This window comes from Halorussus ruber (genome assembly GCF_004765785.1).
Lineage (GTDB): Archaea > Halobacteriota > Halobacteria > Halobacteriales > Haladaptataceae > Halorussus > Halorussus ruber.
The window spans coordinates 23,082-43,601 of the sequence record NZ_ML219770.1 but is presented as its reverse complement, the minus strand read 5'-3'; the positions used below and the strand labels follow the sequence as shown (position 1 = coordinate 43,601).

At 64.1% G+C, this 20,520-nt stretch carries 24 protein-coding genes; 14 read left to right on the top strand and 10 right to left on the bottom strand.

What is annotated here, in order from left to right:
- Positions 1-3: 3 nt before the first annotated feature.
- On the top strand, positions 4-1,545 hold the full coding sequence (locus tag EPL01_RS03575; RefSeq protein WP_246045624.1) for a TrkH family potassium uptake protein: 1,542 nt from the start codon (positions 4-6) through the stop codon (positions 1,543-1,545).
- 393 nt (positions 1,546-1,938) lie between these two features.
- Here the strand turns inward: EPL01_RS03575 and EPL01_RS03565 are convergent, their stop codons facing one another.
- The gene (locus EPL01_RS03565) at positions 1,939-2,598 is read right to left on the bottom strand and encodes a helix-turn-helix domain-containing protein (RefSeq protein WP_135823893.1); all 660 of its coding nucleotides are present in this window, start codon (positions 2,596-2,598) and stop codon (positions 1,939-1,941) included.
- Positions 2,599-2,713: 115 nt separating this feature from the next.
- Positions 2,714-3,376, bottom strand: a complete 663-nt coding sequence (locus EPL01_RS03560; RefSeq protein ID WP_135823892.1) for a helix-turn-helix domain-containing protein — start codon at positions 3,374-3,376, stop codon at positions 2,714-2,716.
- Positions 3,377-3,533: 157 nt separating this feature from the next.
- Between EPL01_RS03560 and EPL01_RS03555 the strand changes: the two genes are divergently transcribed.
- Positions 3,534-3,764 carry an Lrp/AsnC family transcriptional regulator gene (locus tag EPL01_RS03555; RefSeq protein WP_135823891.1) on the top strand — a complete coding sequence of 77 codons (231 nt, stop codon included), beginning with the start codon at positions 3,534-3,536 and terminating at the stop codon, positions 3,762-3,764.
- Positions 3,765-4,147: 383 nt separating this feature from the next.
- Here EPL01_RS03555 and EPL01_RS03550 read toward each other — a convergent pair whose 3' ends face one another.
- A complete protein-coding gene (locus tag EPL01_RS03550) occupies positions 4,148-4,621 on the bottom strand; it encodes a DUF7975 family protein (RefSeq protein ID WP_135823890.1) in 474 nt (157 codons plus the stop codon).
- Positions 4,622-5,023: 402 nt separating this feature from the next.
- Here EPL01_RS03550 and EPL01_RS03545 point away from each other — a divergent pair, with 402 nt between their 5' ends.
- Both EPL01_RS03545 and EPL01_RS03540 read left to right on the top strand, forming a co-directional pair.
- Positions 5,024-6,433 (top strand): NAD(P)/FAD-dependent oxidoreductase, encoded by a 1,410-nt coding sequence (locus tag EPL01_RS03545; protein WP_135823889.1) that lies wholly within the window; start codon positions 5,024-5,026, stop codon positions 6,431-6,433.
- A gap of 92 nt (positions 6,434-6,525) precedes the next feature.
- The gene (locus EPL01_RS03540; RefSeq protein WP_135823888.1) at positions 6,526-7,386 is read left to right on the top strand and encodes a hypothetical protein; all 861 of its coding nucleotides are present in this window, start codon (positions 6,526-6,528) and stop codon (positions 7,384-7,386) included.
- 23 nt (positions 7,387-7,409) lie between these two features.
- Here the strand turns inward: EPL01_RS03540 and EPL01_RS03535 are convergent, their stop codons facing one another.
- Positions 7,410-8,003 carry a DUF6149 family protein gene (locus EPL01_RS03535; protein ID WP_135823887.1) on the bottom strand — a complete coding sequence of 198 codons (594 nt, stop codon included), beginning with the start codon at positions 8,001-8,003 and terminating at the stop codon, positions 7,410-7,412.
- A 105-nt stretch (positions 8,004-8,108) separates the two neighbouring features.
- On the opposite strand from EPL01_RS03535, the gene EPL01_RS03530 reads away from it, so the two are divergent.
- Entirely contained in the window at positions 8,109-9,350 is a 1,242-nt protein-coding gene (locus EPL01_RS03530; protein ID WP_135823886.1) for an NAD(P)/FAD-dependent oxidoreductase, read from the top strand.
- Between the two features lie 27 nt (positions 9,351-9,377).
- Here EPL01_RS03530 and EPL01_RS03525 read toward each other — a convergent pair whose 3' ends face one another.
- A complete protein-coding gene (locus tag EPL01_RS03525) occupies positions 9,378-9,662 on the bottom strand; it encodes a hypothetical protein (protein ID WP_135823885.1) in 285 nt (94 codons plus the stop codon).
- A gap of 139 nt (positions 9,663-9,801) precedes the next feature.
- On the opposite strand from EPL01_RS03525, the gene EPL01_RS03520 reads away from it, so the two are divergent.
- The 3 genes from EPL01_RS03520 (at position 9,802) to EPL01_RS03510 (ending at position 10,993) form a co-directional block, all read left to right on the top strand.
- The gene (locus EPL01_RS03520) at positions 9,802-10,038 is read left to right on the top strand and encodes a DUF7120 family protein (RefSeq protein ID WP_135823884.1); all 237 of its coding nucleotides are present in this window, start codon (positions 9,802-9,804) and stop codon (positions 10,036-10,038) included.
- Between the two features lie 218 nt (positions 10,039-10,256).
- The gene (locus EPL01_RS03515) at positions 10,257-10,499 is read left to right on the top strand and encodes a DUF7979 domain-containing protein (protein ID WP_135823883.1); all 243 of its coding nucleotides are present in this window, start codon (positions 10,257-10,259) and stop codon (positions 10,497-10,499) included.
- Between the two features lie 80 nt (positions 10,500-10,579).
- Positions 10,580-10,993, top strand: coding sequence for a DUF7124 domain-containing protein (locus EPL01_RS03510; protein ID WP_135823882.1), 414 nt, complete (start codon positions 10,580-10,582; stop codon positions 10,991-10,993).
- A gap of 17 nt (positions 10,994-11,010) precedes the next feature.
- Here EPL01_RS03510 and EPL01_RS22170 read toward each other — a convergent pair whose 3' ends face one another.
- Positions 11,011-11,127, bottom strand: a complete 117-nt coding sequence (locus EPL01_RS22170; RefSeq protein ID WP_246045623.1) for an antitoxin VapB family protein — start codon at positions 11,125-11,127, stop codon at positions 11,011-11,013.
- A gap of 452 nt (positions 11,128-11,579) precedes the next feature.
- Here EPL01_RS22170 and EPL01_RS03505 point away from each other — a divergent pair, with 452 nt between their 5' ends.
- Positions 11,580-12,113: a DUF5815 family protein gene (locus tag EPL01_RS03505; protein WP_135823881.1), complete on the top strand. Its 534-nt coding sequence runs from the start codon at positions 11,580-11,582 to the stop codon at positions 12,111-12,113.
- A 79-nt stretch (positions 12,114-12,192) separates the two neighbouring features.
- On the top strand, positions 12,193-12,414 hold the full coding sequence (locus EPL01_RS03500; protein WP_135823880.1) for a hypothetical protein: 222 nt from the start codon (positions 12,193-12,195) through the stop codon (positions 12,412-12,414).
- 12 nt (positions 12,415-12,426) lie between these two features.
- Here EPL01_RS03500 and EPL01_RS03495 read toward each other — a convergent pair whose 3' ends face one another.
- Complete coding sequence (locus EPL01_RS03495; RefSeq protein WP_135823879.1) at positions 12,427-13,389, bottom strand: diacylglycerol/lipid kinase family protein; 963 nt, start codon at positions 13,387-13,389, stop codon at positions 12,427-12,429.
- A 56-nt stretch (positions 13,390-13,445) separates the two neighbouring features.
- Here EPL01_RS03495 and EPL01_RS03490 point away from each other — a divergent pair, with 56 nt between their 5' ends.
- Both EPL01_RS03490 and EPL01_RS03485 read left to right on the top strand, forming a co-directional pair.
- Positions 13,446-14,150 (top strand): CehA/McbA family metallohydrolase, encoded by a 705-nt coding sequence (locus EPL01_RS03490; protein WP_135823878.1) that lies wholly within the window; start codon positions 13,446-13,448, stop codon positions 14,148-14,150.
- Positions 14,151-14,358: 208 nt separating this feature from the next.
- The gene (locus EPL01_RS03485; protein WP_135823877.1) at positions 14,359-16,179 is read left to right on the top strand and encodes a hypothetical protein; all 1,821 of its coding nucleotides are present in this window, start codon (positions 14,359-14,361) and stop codon (positions 16,177-16,179) included.
- A gap of 485 nt (positions 16,180-16,664) precedes the next feature.
- On the opposite strand, the gene EPL01_RS03480 is transcribed toward EPL01_RS03485, so the two are convergent.
- On the bottom strand, positions 16,665-17,078 hold the full coding sequence (locus EPL01_RS03480; RefSeq protein WP_135823876.1) for an Lrp/AsnC family transcriptional regulator: 414 nt from the start codon (positions 17,076-17,078) through the stop codon (positions 16,665-16,667).
- 102 nt (positions 17,079-17,180) lie between these two features.
- Between EPL01_RS03480 and carA the strand changes: the two genes are divergently transcribed.
- Positions 17,181-18,266 (top strand): glutamine-hydrolyzing carbamoyl-phosphate synthase small subunit, encoded by a 1,086-nt coding sequence (gene carA / locus EPL01_RS03475; RefSeq protein ID WP_135823875.1) that lies wholly within the window; start codon positions 17,181-17,183, stop codon positions 18,264-18,266.
- Between the two features lie 75 nt (positions 18,267-18,341).
- Here carA and EPL01_RS03470 read toward each other — a convergent pair whose 3' ends face one another.
- On the bottom strand, positions 18,342-19,112 hold the full coding sequence (locus tag EPL01_RS03470; RefSeq protein ID WP_135823874.1) for an SDR family oxidoreductase: 771 nt from the start codon (positions 19,110-19,112) through the stop codon (positions 18,342-18,344).
- Between the two features lie 97 nt (positions 19,113-19,209).
- Between EPL01_RS03470 and EPL01_RS03465 the strand changes: the two genes are divergently transcribed.
- Complete coding sequence (locus EPL01_RS03465) at positions 19,210-19,389, top strand: hypothetical protein (RefSeq protein ID WP_135823873.1); 180 nt, start codon at positions 19,210-19,212, stop codon at positions 19,387-19,389.
- A gap of 18 nt (positions 19,390-19,407) precedes the next feature.
- Here the strand turns inward: EPL01_RS03465 and EPL01_RS03460 are convergent, their stop codons facing one another.
- Positions 19,408-20,454 carry a metallophosphoesterase family protein gene (locus tag EPL01_RS03460; protein WP_135823872.1) on the bottom strand — a complete coding sequence of 349 codons (1,047 nt, stop codon included), beginning with the start codon at positions 20,452-20,454 and terminating at the stop codon, positions 19,408-19,410.
- Positions 20,455-20,520 lie beyond the last annotated feature (66 nt).

Genomic DNA, 20,520 nt, shown 5'->3' with positions numbered 1-20,520 from the left:
GCCATGTCTCGGTCGATGTTGAGTCTGCGAGTAGACTGGCGAGCGAGTTGCAGTCTGGTCGGCACGGTCGTCAAGTGGCTGGCCGTGGCGATGGTGTTCCCGCTCGCGCTCGCCGTCTTCTACGGCGAGGGCGTGACTACCTTCGTCGCGTCGATGGCGCTGGCGGTCGCTGTCGGGTGGAGTCTCGAACAGTTGGACGACGACCCGGACCTCGGGGCGCGCGAGGGGTTCCTGATGGTCGCGCTGACGTGGCTGGCGGTCTCCATCGTCGGGGCCGCGCCCTACGTCATCGCCGGCGAGGGGACGGTCGCCCACCCGGTCAACGCGCTGTTCGAGACCATGAGCGGGTTCACGACCACCGGAGCGACCGTGATGAAGAACATCGGCTTCGAGGACCACTCGCGGGCGCTGATGATGTGGCGACAGCAGACTCAGTGGCTCGGCGGCATGGGAATCGTCGTGCTGGCGGTCGCCATCCTGCCGGAACTCTCGGTCGGCGGCGCGCAACTGATGGACGCCGAGGCCCCCGGTCCGGGCATCCAGAAGCTCACGCCCCGCATCGCCGAGACGGCCCGCGCGCTCTGGAAGGCGTATCTGGGCATCACCGCGCTCGAGATGACCCTGCTGTTCGGCCTCCACCTCGTCGGCCTCGCGCCGAACATGACCCTCTATCAGGCGGTCGCTCACGGGTTCACCACGATGGCGACCGGCGGGTTCTCCCCCGCCGCGAGGAGCATCGAGGCGTTCTCCGCGGCGGTCCAGTGGCTCATCGTCCCGTTCATGGTGGCGGCGGGGACCAACTTCGCGCTGTTCTGGCACGCGCTGAACGGCGAACCCGAGGTCTTCGGCGAGGACAACGAGTTCCGGTTCTACGTCGGCGTGCTGGGCGTGTTCTCCGGGCTGGTCGCGCTCCTGCTGTTCCTCGGCGGGACGGCCGAGTCCGCGGTCGTCGGTCCCATCGCCGGGAATCTGGAGAAGGCGGCGCGCCACGCGGTCTTTCAGGTGGTCTCGCTGGTGACGACCACGGGGTACGCGAGCATGGACTTCAACACGTGGGGGGCCCCGGCCCAGTACGTGCTGTTCGTGACGCTGTTCATCGGCGGCTCTGCTGGCTCGACCGGCGGTGCCATCAAAATCGTGCGCTGGCTAGTCATCCTCAAGTCGCTCAAGCGCGAGCTGTTCACCACGGTCCACCCCGAGGCGGTCCGACCGGTCCGACTCGGCGGCCGGTCGCTCGACGAGCGCGCGGTCCGGGGAATCTACGCCTTCACCCTGCTGTATCTGGTCATCTTCTTCGTCGCGGCGCTGTTGGTCTACCTCGACGCGGCCCGCACGGGGATGGATTTGGTCGCGCTCGACGCGATGAGCGCGGTGGCCGCGACGCTGGGCAACGTCGGTCCGGGCTTCGGCATGATCGGCCCGATGAACAACTACCTCCCGTTCCCGGCCTCCTCGAAGTTGTTCATGGTGTTCCTGATGTGGATCGGCAGACTGGAGATTCTGCCGGTGCTGGTACTGCTGACTCCGGCCTACTGGCAGTCGTAGCCGAGAAAAATTCAGCGCGAAATTACGGATGAGCAAGGAGAAAGCCTCGTCGTTCACGGCGGGGATGAATCCGACAATCCCTCCATTAGCCACGTTCGACGTTATGAACGGATGGTTTAACTAATTCGATACCGTACTAATAGTCAACCGAGGCGGCCTGCCCGCACCCTAATCGGACAATATCGGGATTCCCCGGATTCCACACAGCACCCTTTCTGTGCTGGGACTTCGGGGCGCAGGCAACAAAAGTACCTCCGAATCCCATGCCGGGATAGGAGTAACGGCTGGTTGGCACAGCCAGTAGTTGTCTTTCGAGACGACTACAAACCGTAACCATCCCACCTCAGCGGTACAGTACCGTGGGAATCCTCGCCCTTCAGGGCGGGGAGGATGTCAATTCTCGTCGGTCTTCCCGAGGTAGTCGCTGACCAGCAACTCGTGGCCCCGGCGCAGGCGCTCGGAGACGGCCTGCCGGGAGATGTCGAGGCGCTCGCCGACCGTCCGGAGGTCCACGTCCCGCGGGACGCTGTAGTAGCCCAACTCGAAGGCGGTCGAGAGCGCCCGTCGTTGCTTGTCGGTCACGCCAGTCCGTGCAGAGGGCGCGTCGTTCGAACCGTACAGTCGGGTGACCGTCGCCTCGTAGCGCTGGTTGAATTCGTCGTCGAACACCTCGCCGATGTCTCCTCGGTCGGCGAACCGCAGCTGGAAGGTCCAGACGCCGTCGGTGGCAGTCGCGCGCAGAATCACCCCGCCGCGCTCGGCGATGGCGTCGGTGAACTCGCAGATGTCGCCCTCGAACTCGATTTCGAGGAGTTCGCCGTCGCTGTCCTCGCCGAGTTTCCGGACCTCGGTTACTGACGGGTCGGCCGCGAGCAGGTCCGCGGCGCGACCCGTCTCGACGTCGGAAACCCACGCGTGGGGCATCATCTGGTCGTTCCCGCCGCCGACGGTGCGCTCGATGCGGACCGTCGCCTCCGGCGCGCGCTCGAAGGTCTCCGCCAGCGCGAGGGTCGAGGCCGGAACCTCGACTTCGAAGGTTGTGGCTACGCCCATACTTGCTCGAAAACCGTTGCGCGACGACTCGTCGGTACCGAACGCGCGTCTCGTCTCTCGATTGCCATCCTATCTCTACTTAATAAAAGGTCGGCATAAGGACACGGCCTCAATATTAATGCTCGTCTCGGTCGGTACGCTGTTGCCCGTTCACCAGCAGGGTGTTTTGCACGAGTGCGTCGTGAGCGCGCCGCAGTCGCTGGGACACCGAGTTGGCCGAGATGTCGAGGTGGTCGGCGATGTCCTCGACGGTCGCCTCGCGCGGCACCGAGAAATACCCCAGCTCGGAGGCCAGAACGAGGGTCTCGCGCTGTTCGGGCGTCAGGCCGAACTCGCCGTGCCGGGGTTCGGTGGTCCGGTACTTGCGCCGGAGTTGGAAGTTCGGCCCGAAGTGAGTACGGAACTCCGAGAGTTCGTCCTCGTCGGCGAACCGCAACTTGAGGAACCACTCGCGGTCGGCGACCGCCTCCTGGATGATGGCGTGTTGGTCAATCATCGCGTCCACGCGGCGCTCGACCGACTCGTGCCACTCGACTTTGTACAGCGCCGTCCCGTCGAGTCGGTCGAGCGTCGTCACGTCGGTGACCGTCCCGTCGTCCTCCATCGCCGACGCGAAGTCGTCGATGTCGCCGCCCGAGGCCCAGAGGAAGGGCATCACCCACTCTCTGCTGTGGGTTGCGAGGCGCTCCATCTCGATTCGCATGTCGGGAACCGCGTCGAGCGCACTCTGTAACGCGAATTCGTCGGTCGGGACTTCGAACTCCGCGACGAGGCTCATAGAGACACGAATTGCACCTCCGCACGGAAACCGTGTTTGGCAGGCCAGACTAGTTGGAAGATTGGACTTTGGACACCGAACCGTTTGGCAGGTAGAACGAGACCGGTGGTCTGCCCGCGGCACTAACGCTTTGGTCCCGCTCGTCGTATTCCGTGATATGGTCCGTGCGTACACGACGGTAATCACGGGGACGGGAGCGACCGAGGACGCGGCGGCCACCATCCGCGACCTCTCGGGAGTCACGGAGGCCCACGTCGTCGCGGGGGACTTCGACATCGTGGCCGAAATCGAAGGCGAGACGATTCGAGACCTCCAGAAGGTAGTCACCGACGGGATTCACACCGTCGAGGGCGTCGGGACGACTCGGACGTACATCCAGATGGACTGACGTTCGGGACTAGGGAATAGGTAATTTTTACAATCTTTAAGCATGGTATAGGTTGCTTTAAGAAAATAGAATATTCCTCCGGGCGGTCGATTCCGGAGCGCCGCGCTCACTCCCGACTGCGAAAATCGGCTGGCGACACCGGGGCGCGCTCGGTGGACCAAACCACCACGGGTGGGATGAAGGGGCCGCCCGGTCGCGCTTGCTTGGTCGTCTCTGTGAGCCACTATTTCCGCGCGGGCTGTGCAGAGAGCGCGGAAATATCTCACAGAGCGACCGCGACCGGGCGGGGGCTTCAAGAGGACAACACCACGACGAATCTACGAATCACAGTCATACTCACGTATCTACCGCTCTCGAAACCTTCGAACCTCTCAAAACCAAATTCACACCGCAGTAACCCACACTCGATACCCCTCCGGTTGGTCGTAGACCTCGCGGAAGACGCGCTCGACGCACTGGGAGACTCGATTCGCGTCGGCCAGCGCCGACACCCGGACGTTGATGCCCTCGGCCTCGTCGGGCCGGATGATGTCGTCGATTTTGAACGCCGGGAAATCCCCGAGGAGGGCCTTCAAGTCGTCCAACTCGGCGTCGGTGCAGTCGAGGTTGAGCGTCCCGTCGCCGAACTGGACCCACGGCGGGGCTTGCTGGGGGTCGGCGGACTCTTCCTCGTCCGCTGTTTCGCCCTCCTCGCTCTCGATTTCGCGCTCCTCGCTTGCGTCCTCGCCGTCGAGCGCGGAGGCGTCCGCGTCGGCCTCGAAGGTGACGAAGGCGCTCGCGCGCTCTCGGTGGGCGGCGATGCCTTCGGCGAACAGTTTCTGGCGCTCCTCGGGGGTTGCGGCGTCGAATCGGGTCATACGCCGGGCTACGCGGGCGGTCCTGAAAAAGGCCAGCAGAACGAGTTCGGGAGGATTTCTGCGGCTGAAGTTTTGATTCCCGCACTCTGAATTAGTGGGCACGAAAGTGGGGTCGAAGGGAGGAGGAAGCTAGTTTCAGGCGTGAACACAGGAGTCACCGCAACTGCCGCGCACCGCAACAGCCTCGAACCTCCCCAACCGCTTGCGGTCCTCGGCCTTCGGCCTACGGTCCTCAGCCCTCGCGCGGTATGGCGAGAGATGAACTCTCGCCAGCGCGCGCCGAACGACAGATGGTCGGGGATCGAGGCGAATCTGAGTCTCGGCTGTTATCTGACACCTCCACCCACTGACACCCGCCAGCCTTCAATAAGACCTTTGCCCGGCCACGGCGAATGACGTGATATGAAAGGTGTCGTCGGTGGGGGAATCGCGGGTCTCGCGGCCGCCTACCGCCTCCAGCAACACGGGCACGACGTGCAGGTATTCGAAGCCAGCGACCAAGTCGGCGGTCTCGCGGCGGTCTACGAGACCGCGGGCGACCCCGTCGAGAAGTTCTATCACCACCTCTCGGCTTCCGAGGAGACCATCGTGGACCTCGTCGAGGAGTTGGGACTCGGCCACAACTTGGAGTGGCCAATCGGCAAGAACGCCTACTACTGGGACGGGACGGTCTACCCGATGGACAAGCCGTGGGAGATTCTGGCCTACCCCCACATGAGCGTCTACGACAAGTTCCGCCTCACGATGCTCACGCAGGAAATCGACGTGCGCGGCGGGATTCCGAAGTTCGACACCTACGAGAATCTGGAGGACTTCGAGGACGTGCCCATCGAGGACTTCCTGCGCGAACACACCTCCAACGGCGTCTACGAGGGCTTCTTCGAGCCACTGCTCGACGCCAAGTTCGGCGACCGGAAGGACGACGTGAGCGCGGCGTGGTTGCTGGGGCGCATCAAGTTCCGCGGCGAGCGCGACCTCCTCCGGGGCGAACCCCTCGGCTATCTCGAAGGCGGGTTCGGCCAACTACTGGACGCCCTCGTGGAGGAGGTCGGCCGCGAGAACATCACCACGAACGCCCGCGTCACCGATTTGGACCTCGAAGACGGCTCGGTCAGCGAGATGACCGTGGAGGTCGCGGACGGCGCAGACGCCGCCAGCGAGGAGCCGAAAGCCGAGGCCGAGGCGGACGGCGGCGTCGAGACCGACGACCCCGAGACGACCACCGAGACCCACGAGGTCGAGGACGTGGTGGTCGCGGCGATGCCGAACGTCCTCGAAGACCTCTGTGGCTACGAGTGCGACATCGACTTCCAGGGCGCGGTCTGTGCGCTGGTCACGATGGACGAGGCCCTGACCGACACCTACTGGCTCAACGTCGCCCACGACGCGCCCTTCGGCGCGCTCATCGAACACACCAACTACATCCCGCCGGAGAACTACGGCGGCGACCACCTGCTGTACGTCGCCAGCTACATCCAGGACTACGAGGAGGACCTCTGGCAGATGGACGAGGACGAAATCGAGGACCTCTGGTTGGGCCACGTCGAGGAGATGTTCCCCGACTGGGACCGCTCGCACGTCGAGGAGTTCCGCCTCGCCAAGAACCCCCGCGCCGCGCCGATTTACGAACGCGGGTATCTCGACATGGTGATTCCCTACGACCTCGGCGCGGAGGTCGCGGACGGCCTCTACTACGCCGGGATGGCGAGTCGCGCGCAGTATCCCGAGCGCAGTCTGAACGGCGGCATCGTGGCAGGGTACGAGTGTGCAGATAGAATCGCAGGACGAAAGCAGGTCGTCAGCCCGGAGTAGAGCTTCTAGTAATTCCCTTACCAAAATACATTATTTATTACAGTATGTCAAACAGAACATTAAAATAGAAGGAAATATGAAGGCAAGATTACATGGCCTTAAAACGAAATGCAGGTGCCTATATTGGCGCAGTTATTTTGGCTGGAGTTGTAACCTCTGCATTAACTTTATTTCTATCTGGTCTAGGATTTGGAACTAACGTAAATACGATTAGTTCGGTTCTAGCTTTTCTTACTGTTACCACCACAATTTATGAAAAGTTATTGAAACCGATTCTTGGCGATGGAGAACCTCAGGGGGAAACAACTACTAAAGAAACGACGAAAAAGAAGGAACAAGGCGAGGAAAGTCCCTCTACTGGCGAACCTCAAGACTTATCTCTTTCTCGACCTGCAAGGCGATCTGCGCAACGTGCGAAAGACATCCAGTCAAATAACGATCTTCGAGAAGTAGGAAATGGATCATATCCGGAAAATACACGGAAGATTATCAATTGGCTTCAAGGAATATTACCTTTTAATTGGATGAAGGTAGAAGCTCTACTGTTTATGGGTGGTGTCGCAAGCACAATCTGGATATTTCTTGTTTTGATGAAATTTATCTCCACCGCTGGCTATTCTTCGCCGTGGTGGTTCCAACCTCTTCTTCAAGCATTTCCGCTTGCGGTAACTGTCAGTGATATATATGAATTGTTGATTGTTCCAATTGTTATTATATTCATTACATCGTGGTATTTTGGGACAAAAAAGAAAACTACCTGTGATATTTGCGGGAGTCCTTTTGCTCTTAAAAGTTTGAATAGGTATCACCATCCAGATAATAAATATCTCCGAAAGGATACTGACGAAGATGGAAATCCCATTTCTTGGTACGAAATAGATGGCCACCGAGTCCTTTATTGTGAAGTGCATGAACAACTAGTCGCCCGAGATATTGATTGGAAAGAAGAATAAATCCTCAATTAAACTTCTGTTGATTATGCCTCGGCGTCCTCGTCGCTCACGCCGGGCGCTTGGCTCACGTCTACTTCGTCGGGCTCGTCCTGCCCGCCGACCTGAATCTCGCCGTCGGGGCCTTGGACGTACACGTCGTCCGCAAATCCGCCCTCCGCGTAGGGGTGTTCGGGTTCCTCCAACTTCTCGGGCGTCGAGGGCGCGTCGGGAATCCCGCCCTCGGGGGTGAACTCGCCGAGCGGGTCCTCGATGGCGATGCCGTGGCGCTCGAAGAACTCTCGGTAGCGGTCGTAGTGGTCGTCGAGTTCGTCGCTCGGGAACTCCATCATCTCGGTCCAGCCGTGGTTGTAGAAGTCGAAGTTGGCCTGAATGTGGGTGATTTCGCGGGCCTCGGCCTCGGGCGCGCCCTCCTGTAGCGCCGCGAGGTAGGTGTCCATCGTCGCGTCGAAGAAGGCGTCGAGGCGCTCGCGGCGTTCTTCGCGGTGAGCCTCGTCGGCCTTTTCGAGGAAGATTCTGGTGTGCAGGTCCACGAGCTTCTCGCTCACGATGTCCGAGACCACCGGCAGTTCCAGCGCCTTCCGCGAGGCGAAGTGGCGGACGTTCTGGTTTATCTTCATCGTTCGGTGTTTAGGACGCGACGCCCAAAAGCTCGTCCGTTCGTGAATATCTGGCACGATACTGAGATAGCAACCGACTTTAACCCCGAAGATGAAGATTCGGTTATGAGCGAGTCGTACGTGATTATCGGTGACGGGATTGCGGGAAGCTCCGCTGCGGAGACCATCCGCGAGGAGGACCCGGACGCCGACGTATCGGTCATCACCGACGAAGGTGAGGCCCTGTACAACCGTATTCTCATCAAGGAATTCGCAAAAGGAAAGCTCCCCGAAGCGCCCATCTCCATCCACGAACCCGAGTGGTACGACGAGCGGGACATCGACCTCGAACTCAACACGTTCGTCACCGAGGTCGACCCCGACGCCCACGAGGTCCACACCCACGACAGCGGAACCTTCGAGTACGATAAGCTCCTCGTGGCCACGGGCGGCACCCCTACTCAGCTTCCGGTGGACAACAGCGACGCCGAGGGCATTCATCACTTCTGGACGTTCCAAGACGCCCGGAAGATTCAGGAGAACGCCGACCAAGCCGACCAGGGCGTCGTCGTCGGCGCGGGCCTGCTGGGCATCGACCTCGCGGCGGTCTGCGCCGCACAGGACGTGGACGCCAAGTACATCATGCGGGGCAACCGCTGGTGGCGCTACGGCCTGAGCCTCGACGGCGCGGAAATCATCCACGACGCCCTCGAAGAGAAGGGCGTCGAGCCGGTCCTCGAAAGCGGCGTCGAGAGCTTCAAGACGGACGACGACGGGCGCGTCGTCTCGACGGTGGACGCCAACGGCAACGAGTACGACAGCGACTTCGTCGGCGTCGCCATCGGCCTGAACTTCAACACCGAGTACCTCCAGGGCACCGGCATCGAGGAGGACAGCGGTATCGTCGTCGACGAGTACATGCAGACCAACGTCGAGGACATCTACGCGGCGGGTGACATCACCCGGTACTACGACACTATCCTCGACGAGTACGCCCAGAACGGTTCGTGGGGTAGCGCGAAAGAGCAGGGCCAAATCGCCGCGAAGAACATGGTCGCCGACGACGAGGAGGCGGCCTTCCGCTGGGTCTCGTCGTACTCCATCACGCACTTCGACTTCCCCTTCCTCAGCTTCGGCTTCCCGACGCTGGGCGACGACGAGTGCGAGCGCAAGTACAGCGACACCGAGTGGCGTCGCCTCACGTTCAAGGACGGCAAACTCATCGGCGGCGTCCTCATCGGCGACATCGCCCCGCAGGGCAAGTACAAGGACCTCATCCGCCAAGAGGCCGAGGTCGCCGACCAGAAGGAGACCCTCCTGGAGAAGGACTTCGACCCCGAAGAGCTGGCGATTCCCCAGGAACAGTAGGCCGCGCGATTCGCCCTTCGCCCGACCTCACCGCGCGAACCACGAGTCGGCCGGAATCTCGTACCCCTTCTCGTCGCAGATGTCCCTACCGAGCGACCGCACCGACTGTTCTTGCGGGAGCGTCTCGGATTGCCGTATCGAGCGTTCGATGTCCTCGGCGAGTCGGTCCACTGCCGACTCGTCGCCGATTTCCCGCATCGCTTCGAGCGCCTCGCGGTACTCGTGGTCCTCGACTGCGGACCCCGACCGCTCGTCGAGTGTCTCGGCGGCGGTCTCGGCGATTCCGTCGAGGTGGCGGCGGACGCTTGCCATGCGCGAATCGACGGCCCGAACGCCCAAAATCCTGCTTGCCGAGGCGACGGTCGCGTCTCGACCGCGGCGAGTCGCCCGACTCGGAGCGAAATCGCGGGCCAACCCAACGTTGTTGTAGTTGGAACCGTTAGCCCAGCCTATGCCCCAACTCGAAATCTCGCTGTCCGACGACATGGACATGCAGATCGACCAGCTCGTCACGCAGGACGAGTTCGTGGACCGCCAGGAGGCCCTCGAGGAGATTCTCTCGCTCGGCATCAAGGAGTACCAGACCACGATGGAGACCGACACCCGCGACGAGATGGAGTTCGCCGACGAGATGATGGAGACCACCGAGCGCTCGCTGGGCGACGAAGACGAAGGCTACCGCTTCTAAACCGCTCCGCCGCTCGACCCGCCGGTATCGCGGCCCTCCGGTCCGCGGCTCGCCGGTTCCGATCCGGCGTTTGGCGTTCGACGTTCAGCGTTCGACGTGCGACGCGACGATTGCCTTTTCGAAGTCACCCGCGAGCGGAATATCTACGCGAGAGACGTGTTGGTTACTGGCGGCAGAAGGTTTAAGATACTCCACGACATTTGGTATCGTGTAGCACAATGTCCTCGAACACGACCCCGCGAACAGAGAGGGACGGGCGAACCCTTCGCGTCCGTCCGACGACGACCGTTCCGCCCGGAACCGCGGTCCGGCACTTCGACGAGTTGCCCGAGCGCGCCCAGCAACTGCTCGTCGAGTACGACGAGCGAGCGACGATTGCAGTCACGCCCGAACTCGCGTCGGTGTTCGCCGACGAACCGGTGGTCGTGTTCTCGGAGTACCTCCGCGTCGAACTCGTCTGAGGTCCGGGACGGTTCGACGGCGGACTCACGGCGGAGTCCGTACCGAAGGCGTTTTTGCCGCCACGCGCCGAGAGGGAGATATGAACGGAAGCGGCGAGATGACCCTCGCCTTCGAACTCTCTGCGCTGGAGGAGATGGAGACGTCCGAGGCGGTGTTCGACGACGCCCGCCGGTGGAGCCAGTACGTCGGCGTCGTCTCGGACAAGCCCACCTACGTCGTGACCAACTTCACCCGGAAGAACCGCATCCGGCAGGACTTCTTCTCCGGCCCGAAGGGGAAAGGCGAGAGTTTGGAGAGCGTCCGCGAGCAGTTCGACACCGACCGCCACGTCTTCGTCGGCACGACCGACGAGGACCGCGAACTCGCCGAACAGCAGGAGTGGGAGTACCTCGACGTCGAGGAGGCCGCCGAGGCCGCCGAGTGGGAACTGGCCGGAGACGGCGAGGACGGCGAGGACGGAGTCGAGGAAGACCAGCGCGACGACTGGCCCTGAACTCTCCTCTCCGCTCGTTATCTTCTTCGCCCGTCGGTCACGCGCAGGATAGCCTCGGTGAACGTCTCGCCGTCTCTCCGGAGGTCTTTCAGTCGCTCGTGGGCCTCGCGGGAGATGCAGATTTGCTTCGCCATCTTCGGTAGAGATGGTTGGCCGCCCGCTGGTATTTGAACCTTGGCGTCGGAATCGCCGAGAAGTGTCTTTGATTCGTGGTTTCAACGAGGCCGGGAGTGAGAAGACCGGACAGCGACGGAGAGCTAGCTTCAGGCTTGAACACAGGAGTTACCGCACCGCCCCGCACCGCGCCTCGTCCTCCCCACCCTCCTGCGCTACTCGCTCCGCTCCGTTGCTCGTCCCTCGCGCGCGGCGCGACGCTTTCGGGCGTCGCGCTCGCACGCGCCGGAGCGGAAAGCGAAGCCCTATCGACATCACTAACAAATAATAATAATAGCTAAGAATAAATATACAATTCCTTGAGACAACTAAGTATGTCTTCAACGGAGCTATCTTCGACCCAAACTACCCAAACCGACCCACCATCCCCCAAGTCGCGGCCTTTAAACGCTCGAAAACCCAACCACCTCGCATGGCAGAACCGCGCGTTCCGGGCGGTCGCGGGGCGAAACTCGAACTCCCCTGCGGCGAGTCGGTACACGTCCACGACCTCGACATGGGCATGCGCGAGTACGACTGCGACTGCGGCGACAGTCACGCGGTCGTGACCGACGTCCACCCGCCCTCCCGCTTCGTCCCCGAGTTCCTCGTGAACGTCCTCCGAGAGACCGTCGAGACCGACGACGACCTCGGCGAGTTCGGCACGGCCCACATCATGGGCGTCGTGCTGGAGGAGTTCCCCGGCGAGGTCGTCAGCGAGAACGTCGAGGAGGACCAGGACGTGGGCTACGCGCTGGTGTGGCTGACCGACTTCGACTCGCGTCGCCTCCACGAAATCGTGGTCGAACTCGTCGTGGAACTGATGGAACACGCCGTCAGCCACGCCGAGAACGACGACGCGATGACCCAGTTCGAAGAGGAGATGCTGAACTTCGACATCGAGGAGTTCGTCGAGCAGTACCGCCGCGAGCGGGACTTCTCCGGGCCGCACGACCGCGCGGTGTAGATTTTCCGTCCGTCGAGTTCCCGGGCGTCAGACGCCCGTCTGACTGAGGGTTAAGTACGATACTGCGGAAAGAGAAAACATGGCCCAGCGCGCGAGGGAGTACGAGCAGATACGGACCGTCCTCGCCGAGGCTGACTCCGACGAGGCGTTGACCGCGCGCGAAATCCTCCAGTTGCTCGAAGCCCGCGGCGAGCGAATCGAGAGCGCCCACCGCGTCGCCACCGTCCTCGGGCGGCGCGCCCGCCACGGCGACGTGACAATCATCGAGTCCTCACCCTACCGGTACCGACTCGAAACCTGATTCCGCCCGATTTTACCCCGGGTTCGGTTCGTAGTTTTCGCCGACGGCGAGTTCCAGCACGCGCTCGTTGGTCTGCATCGTCAGCGCGTCGTACTCCTCGGTCTCGCCGTCGAAACTGAACCCGACCGATTCGTCCCGGCGCACGTCGATACTGAGCTCCGACGCCAGCAGTCGCGTGACGTGTTCGGTCTCGTCGCCGAACAGTCGGTGGAGCGCGGCCTCCTCTAACAGGTTGGTCGGGGGCATCCGCTCGATGATGGTCGCCTCCAGCAGGCCGTCCTCGCAGTTGCCCTGTGAGCGCCCCTCGGCGGGGAACCGCCGGGCGTTGCCGACCAGCACCATCACCGCCTCGCCGGACCACGTCTTCTCGTCGGTCGGGCAGTCGGCCTCGACCGCGAGGGGGAGTGCGTCGAACTCCCGGACCGTCCGGAGACCCGTGAGGACGTAGGCCAGCACGCCGAGTCTGTCCTTCATCTCCGTCGAGGTTGCGGCGCTGGCCTCGGCGGTCAGCCCCGCGATGCAGGAGTTGACGAACAACTCGTCGTCGCCCGCGGTCGCCACGTCGATGCGGCGGCGCTCGCCGCCCATCAGGACCTCGAAGGCGTGTTCGACGCTCTCGACGCCCACGTTCCCGGCGAAGTTGTTGCCCGTGCCGGTCGGGACGACGCCGAAGGTCACCTCCTCGAAGGCGTCGGCACCGGCGAGACCCCGGACCACCTCGTTGACAGTGCCGTCGCCGCCCGCGGCCGCCACCACGTCGGCACCGGCCTTGGCCGCGAGTCGGGCGAAGGTGACGGCCTCACCGGCCGCGCAGGTCTCCAGCACGGTGAACCCGGCCTCGGCGGCCACCTTCCGAATGCGCTCGCGGTGGTCGCCGTTCCCGCTGACGGGGTTCAAAACCAGAATGCGGTCGTCCGAGACGCCGCCGTCGGCCGCGACAGGGTCGCCCGCGGGGGTCCCCCAAATCTCGGGCATGTGACCAATGATTTGGGGGCAGAAAGTCAAAGGTCTACCGGCTATTACATCTCGGCGTGTACGCCGTCGACCTGCACTCTCACACGCGATTCTTTCACGGGCACGAGCGGGCCGCCGAGTACTACGACCCGCTAGGGGTTCGACTACTGACCGAGGCCGCGCGACTGCGGAATCTGGACGGGGTGGCGCTGACGAACCACGACTACTACCGGGAGTTCGACGTGGCGGGGACGATTCCCGGCATCGAGGTGACGACCACCCACGGCCACGTCCTCGTGGTCGGGCCGAACCCGCCCAGTCAGACCGAGCCGGGTGACCTCTCGCCCGAGGAGGCAGTCGAGATAGCCCACGATAGGGGGTGTGCGGCCATCGTCGCCCACCCGTACCGCAACAGCACGGTGCGGGAGGTCGACGCCGACTTCGACGCCATCGAAATCAACGGCAAGCACCCCCGGACCGAGCAGTGGGTCCGGAAACTCGCCGACACCCACGACCTGCCGCTGGTCGGCGGGAGCGACGCCCACTACCCCTTCGAGGTCGGCCGGGCCTACACCGAAATCGACGCCGAGGAGTTCTCGCCCGAGGCAATCGTCTCGGCCATCCGCGACGGTCGAGTGGAGACGGAGGTCCACTACGGCCGGTTCAACCGGGCGCTCAGGACGCTCTACCAGCGAATCCACGAGGAGAAGGATTACCTTCAGCGCCCGGAGGAGGCCGAGGTGGAGTCCGAGACGCCCGGCGTCGGGAAACCGCCCCAGTAGCCGGGCGCTTCGGTCGGTAGTCGGGCAGTTCGGCGAGGAGCCGGGCGCTTCGGTCGGCAGGGTGAGTCGCCCGGTTTTCTTCTGGTTAGATTATTGTTGAGTAACACGTTCTCTGTGTTAAAATTTCGCGTTCGTTCGTCGTCGGCTGCGTCGCGTAGGGAACAATTAACTAACATATATCGCGGCAAGTATCAAGTCGGATTCAGCGATGAGACAAGACGAGCGAGACTCGAACGAGGGAGAATCGACCGGAACCGACGACCACGCGGCCGGAACCGACGACCGCCTCTCGATGGACCGGCGGCGGCTGTTGCAGGCGACCGGCGCGGGAATCGGCGGTCTCTCGTTGCTGAACTTCGGCGGCGAGGTAGCGACCGCCCAGTCCGACTGCGCCGACGGGCCGTTCGAGCGAACCCACTCGGGCGCGACCATCAACTTCGGACAGATTCGCGCCGAGCAGGCCCGCGGCGAGATTGGTTCGGTGTCTGCGGCGAGTCCGCGGAGCGAGGAGGCGGCGGACCTGCGACGGGCGGCGCTGGACGCCGAGGGCGAACAGCCACCGCGGCAGGCCGCCCGCGAGACTAACCTCGACGACCCCGGCCCGCTCGACGTTCGGACCGAGTACGACGGCGTGAACGCCGACGAGACGCGGGGCGGCGTCCCCTCGGACTCGCAGGTCGCGGCGGGGAACGGGAAAATCGTCCACGCGCTCAACCGGCAGGTCGCCATCTTCAACAAGCAGTCGGGCCAGCGCGAGCATCAGGTTCCGCTCGAACGCCTCTGGAAGCCCGTCATTCCGGAGCCGGAGGGCGGATTCGCGTTCGGCGAACCGTTCGTGTTCGACCCGAGGGCGCGCTACGACCGAGAGGCGGACCGGTTCGTCGTCTCGGCGACCCAGTACGAACCGGGCATCACGACCGACGGCGAAATCATCGACCGCGAGGAGCTGGAGGAAGGCGAGTACGAGGGCGAGCAGGTCAGTCGCCCGCCGCGGGGCTGGTGGGTGGTCGCGGTCTCGGCGACCAGCAACCCCAACGGGGAGTGGCACGTCTACCGCATCCCGCCGCTGGACAACGAGGGGCTGGTGGACTACCCGCCGCTCGGTATCGGCGAGGACGCCATCTACCTGACCCAGAACTTCTTCGGCGACGCGTTCGAGATTACGATGGTGACCCTCGACAAGGCCGCGATGTACGCGGGAGAGTCGGTGACGGGCTACCACTTCACCGGGATGAACGACCCCGACTCCGACGGCCTGACGTTCACGGTCCAACCCGCGCTCCAGCCGTTCACGGGCGGGGAGACAGAGACCTACTATCTGGTGAACGCCGACTTCCCCGCGCCGGACCCGAGTCCCGAGACGCTGACCCTCTGGGAGCTGACCGACCCCCTCGATAGCCCGTCGCTTTCCTGCTACACGCTCGACGTGGCTCCCTACAGCTATCCGCCAGCGGCCCGCCAGAAGGGCGGCGACGAAACCGACTACGTGGACACCCTCGGTACGCGCCTGATGAACGCCGACTTGGACGGCGGGTCGCTCTGGACCGCCCACACCATCCAGTACGACTGGGACGGCGACGGGCGCGCGGTGGCCGCCATCCGGTGGTACGAAATCGACGTGGCCTCGCGGTCGGTCGTCCAGAGCGGCGTCTACGGCGAGGCCGGGACCTCCTACTACATCCCGACGGTCGGGGCCGACGACGGCACGACGGTCATCGCCCACAACGTCAGCGGACCCGACACCTACATCCAGTCGGTCGTGGCGGGCCGGACCGCGGACTTCCCCGAGGGGCAACTGGAGGACGCCGTGGTCGTGCAGGACGGCGAGTCGAACTACGACTTCGGCGAGGGCTTCGGCACGCCCGCCAACCCCCTGCGGTGGGGCGACTACAACGGCGTCTCGGTGGACCCCTCCTCGGGGCGGTTCTGGACCGTCAGCCAGTACTCGCCGGACGTGGAGATTCCGCCGGAAGCCGAGGAACGGGACCCCTACAATACCCGCATCGCCGAGGTGAGCCTCGACGAGTAGCCCGAATGGGAGACTGAGTCGGCTTTAGGTCGGCGCGCGACTGAACGACTAACATACGACTGACTTTTCTTTCCGACCGGCGCGCGCGAGCAACGCGCGCGAGGGACGAGTGAGCGACTGAAAGGAGCGAACGAGGAGGGTGGGGAGGTGTGAGGTCCGCGGTCGCGGAGCGGTTGCGGTGACGCCTCGGCTTCGGCGATAGCTAGCTTGCTTTTGCCTGAAACCCTGCTCGCGCCGACAGGACAGTCCGGAGTTCAGGCGGTCGCTAGCAGTCCACCGATTCATCCTCACTTGCGCCGCTTTCGAGTTCCGAAACGTCTCCGTTCGTCGTCACGCGCGCCGTCGCGGCTCCTTCGCAGAGAGACATACGAAAACAGTCGTTAAGCAATCACACAATCCTATCTAAGGGACCAAAAACCACTTCTAAGCGCCAACTCCCCCGACTTTCGAGATTCGAACCGACCTTGTCGCCCGGTCACAACAAATTATCCCAGTTTCTCGTCCAGAATCAGGCGCGTCTTCGTGTTCACGACCTCCTCCAGTTCGCGGGCTTTCGTAATCAACTGGTTCACGCTCTGGGTGTCGGCGGCGTCCACGACCAGCACGATGTCCTCCTCGCCGGAAACCTGCCAGACGAAGTCCACCTGCTCCCAGTCGGCGACTCGCTCGCCGAGGTCCGAGGTGTTGACGTCCACCGCCACGTCGAGTTCTATCATCGCCTTCACGTTGCCGGTCCGGGTGGCGACCGTGAAGCGCTCGATGACCCCGTCGTCGGTCATGCGCTCGACGCGGTTGCGGACGGTGCCTTCGCTTGTGCCGACCTCCTCGGCGATTTCGGTGTAGGGCTTTCGGGCGTCTCGACGCAATATGGACAGGATTTCTCGGTCAAGTTCGTCCATTGAGATGTGTGAGTAGACGGGGGCACCACTTGATGATTACGAAATTCGTAATCTCGCTACGAAAGCAAGGTTTATACACCGGGATTACGTATGAATCTCGTAATGACGGCCGCATACGTAGCGTTGGAGGGTGGCAGCGTCGTGGAAGCGCGCTGTCGCGCTCCGGGCACGTCACACGGGGAACTGGTATTCACGACCGCGTACACGGGATACGAAGAGAGCCTGACCGACCCCTCTTACGAGGAGCAGGTCCTGACCTTCGCGTACCCGCTCATCGGGAACTACGGCGTCCGAGAGGAGCGTTTCGAGGACGAGGACGTCCACCCGAGCGCGGTCGCCGCGCGAGAACTGACCGACGACGTCGCCGAGTGGCTCGAATCCGAGGGCGTCCCCGCCGTGGACAAACTCGACACCCGCGACCTCGTGGGCCAGATTCGAGAGGGCGGCGCGATGAAGTGCGGTATCTCGGCAGGTCCCGACGCCTCCCCCGAGAAGGCCAAGGAGGCCCTCGCGGACTGTCCGGGCATGAGCGACCACACCGACATCGGCGCGCAGGTCAGCGTCGCCCACTGCGAGACTCACTATCCCGACGACGAGGCGGCCGCGGACGAAGGCCCTGACGTGGCGCTCGTGGACTGCGGCGCGAAGGGGTCCATCGTCGAGTCGCTGCTCGAACGCGGTGCGACGGTCCACGTCCTGCCCTACGACGTGACGCCCGGCGAGGTCGCGGACCTCGACCCCGACGTGCTGTTCGTCTCGAACGGCCCGGGTGACCCCGCGAACTTCGAGGCCGCCCAGTCGCTCGTGGACGAGTTCGTCGGCGAGGTCCCGCTGGCGGGCATCTGTCTCGGCCAGCAGATCATCGCCCGCGCGCTCGGCGGCACCACCGAGAAGATGGACTTCGGCCACCGCGGCGTCAACCAGCCGGTCCGCGACCTCCGGACCGACAAGGTGGTCATGACGACCCAGAACCACGGCTACACCGTCGCCGAACCCGGCCGACTCGACGTCACGCAGGTCAACGTCAACGACGACACGCCGGAAGGTCTCGAAAGCGAGGACCTCGACATCATCACGCGCCAGTACCACCCCGAGGCCAACCCCGGCCCGCACGACACCCTCGGCTTCTTCGACGACGTGCTGGAACTGGCCGGTTCGGAGCGTCGAACCCCCGTCGCGGCCGACTGACGCTCGGCCACCTCTACTGCGGCCATCGTTTTTCGGACGATTTCGCCCGAGGAGCGACCGCGCTGTTTTCCCCGATTACTCTCCCGTCCCGTCCTCGACTTCGATTTCCACCGGTTCGAGGTCGTCGGGGTACTGCCAGTCGATTTCGACCAGTCCCCGAGGAGTCCCGCGAAGTCCCGACCGCGAGACCACCTCGAAGGTCCGGTTCCCTGCCGCGGGCGTGAACAGCGCGGCGACCATCAACCGGGCCACGTCCGCGCGGGGAATCGACCCCGAGACTGTCGCGCCGCCTTCGCCGACCAGCACGTCGCCCGTGGCCGGTCCATCCGTCAGACCGCCGGGGCGCAAGATGGTGTACCGAAGCCCCGACGACCGGAGCGCGGCCTCGGCGTCGTTCTTCGCGCGCAGAATCGGCCCGAGGAGCATCCGGAACCCGGCGGGCATCGACTCGGCCGAGTCGCCGACGCCGATGGAACTCTCGAAGACGAACGCCTCGCAGTCGGCCGCGACCGCCGCGGTGACGAGGTTTCGGACGCCCTCGCCGTCCACCAGCGGGTCGCCCAGAAGCGGTGCGAGCGTCGGCCCGCTCCCGACCGCGCACAGCACGGCGTCACAGCTTCGGACCGCGCGGGCCGCGTCCCGCGGTTCGAGCAGGTCGCCCACGACCGTCTCGTCGGCCCCGCGGGCCAGCAGTTCTCCTCTGTCGTCGAGCGAGCGCGCGAGGCCGACGACCTCGCACTCGGTCGATTCGAGCGTCCGCAGAATCTCTCGTCCGGTGCGGCCGGTCGCGCCCGCCACGAGGACGCGGTCGATGGACTCGGCGGGCGCTGTGTCAGTCTCCCCCATGCGAACACCGACGGGCCGCGCGCTCAAAGGCGCTCCGACGATTTACTCGGGCGCTCGATGCGTCAACTTTACATTCGCGGTGGGGGTCGTCGGTACGATGGTCTTCGACTTGGTACTCGGATTTTTGGTCCTCGTGACGGCGTCCTACATCGGGACGACGCTGGCGCTCAGAGGCTTCTTCGGTCGAGAGCGGTATCGGCCACCCTCCGAAATCGGGTCCGGTGGACCGCCGGGGAACGGCGGTGGCGGACGAAGTGACGACCGAAGCGACGAGTAGTCGAGAAAACGAACTCGCCTATCGCTCGGCGGCCAGCGGGAGGTCCGCGAGTTGGCTCTCGACCATCTCGGCGATGTCCGCGCTCCGGTCGGAGTGGGTCCGCGCGAGGTCGTGGGCCTCCTCGAGGCCCTCGGGGTCGGCGACCGGGACCATCCGGAGGGTCGTGCCCTCGGGACCGATTTCGGCGAGGGTGTAGGCCTGCGGGAACGACGAGAGCGCCGGGCAGACCAGTCCTCGAATGTCACCCGAGATAGCCGCGGGCAGGTGGACGTGCCCCGAGAGGTGGAGGGCGTCGTGGCCCGCCAGCGCGTCCACGAAGGCCGAGGAGTCCCCGACCGGCGGGTGGGGCGCGTAGTGAGTCTCGGCGAGGTGGGATTCGAGGCCCGGCGGATTGTGGTGCGAGACGACCAGCGCGGCGTCGGTCTCGGGCAGGGCGGATTCGAGCCACGCGAGCTGGTCGTCGGAAATCGCGCCGTCGTGGGTCGCGTCGAGTTCGCCGCCGGGCGAGGAGGCCGAGTTCAGGCCCAGCACGTCTACGCCGCCCAACTCCTCGCGGAAGGGGAACTCCTCGGGCGCGAACCGCTCGGCGAACTCGGCGACCGGGGGCGTCTCGTGGTCGTCGAAGGCCTTGGGCACGTCGTGGTTGCCCGGCACCGCGACGAACGGGGCGTTCAGGTCGGCCAGCACGTCGGCCACGCCGTCGAAGTCCTCGGGGCGACCGTCCTCGGTCAGGTCGCCCGCCACGATGACGCCGTCTACCTTCCGCGCGTTGGCGTCGGCAACCGCCGACCGGAGGCGCTCCTCGGTCCGGTGGTAAGCCTTCCACGTTCCCTCCTTGTCGGTCGAGAGGTGCGGGTCGGAGAACACCGCCAGCGCGGTCCGGTCGTCGGTCCGCGGGCGGTCGAACCGCGCCAGCGTGGTCGGGTCGGCGCGGGAACTCAGTTCGGTCAAATCGGTCTGGTCGGTCCGGTCGGTCTGGTCGGCGGTTTCGCCGCCTTGCTGGTCTAACTCGGCGGGTGCCGGTGCGTCGCGTCGGCGCTTCTGGACCCCACTTCCCTCTGTCATTGGTTGGTCGAAGCTAGCCCCCTGAACCTCATAAACGTAGCGCAGAAAGTATATATTTAGCACCCT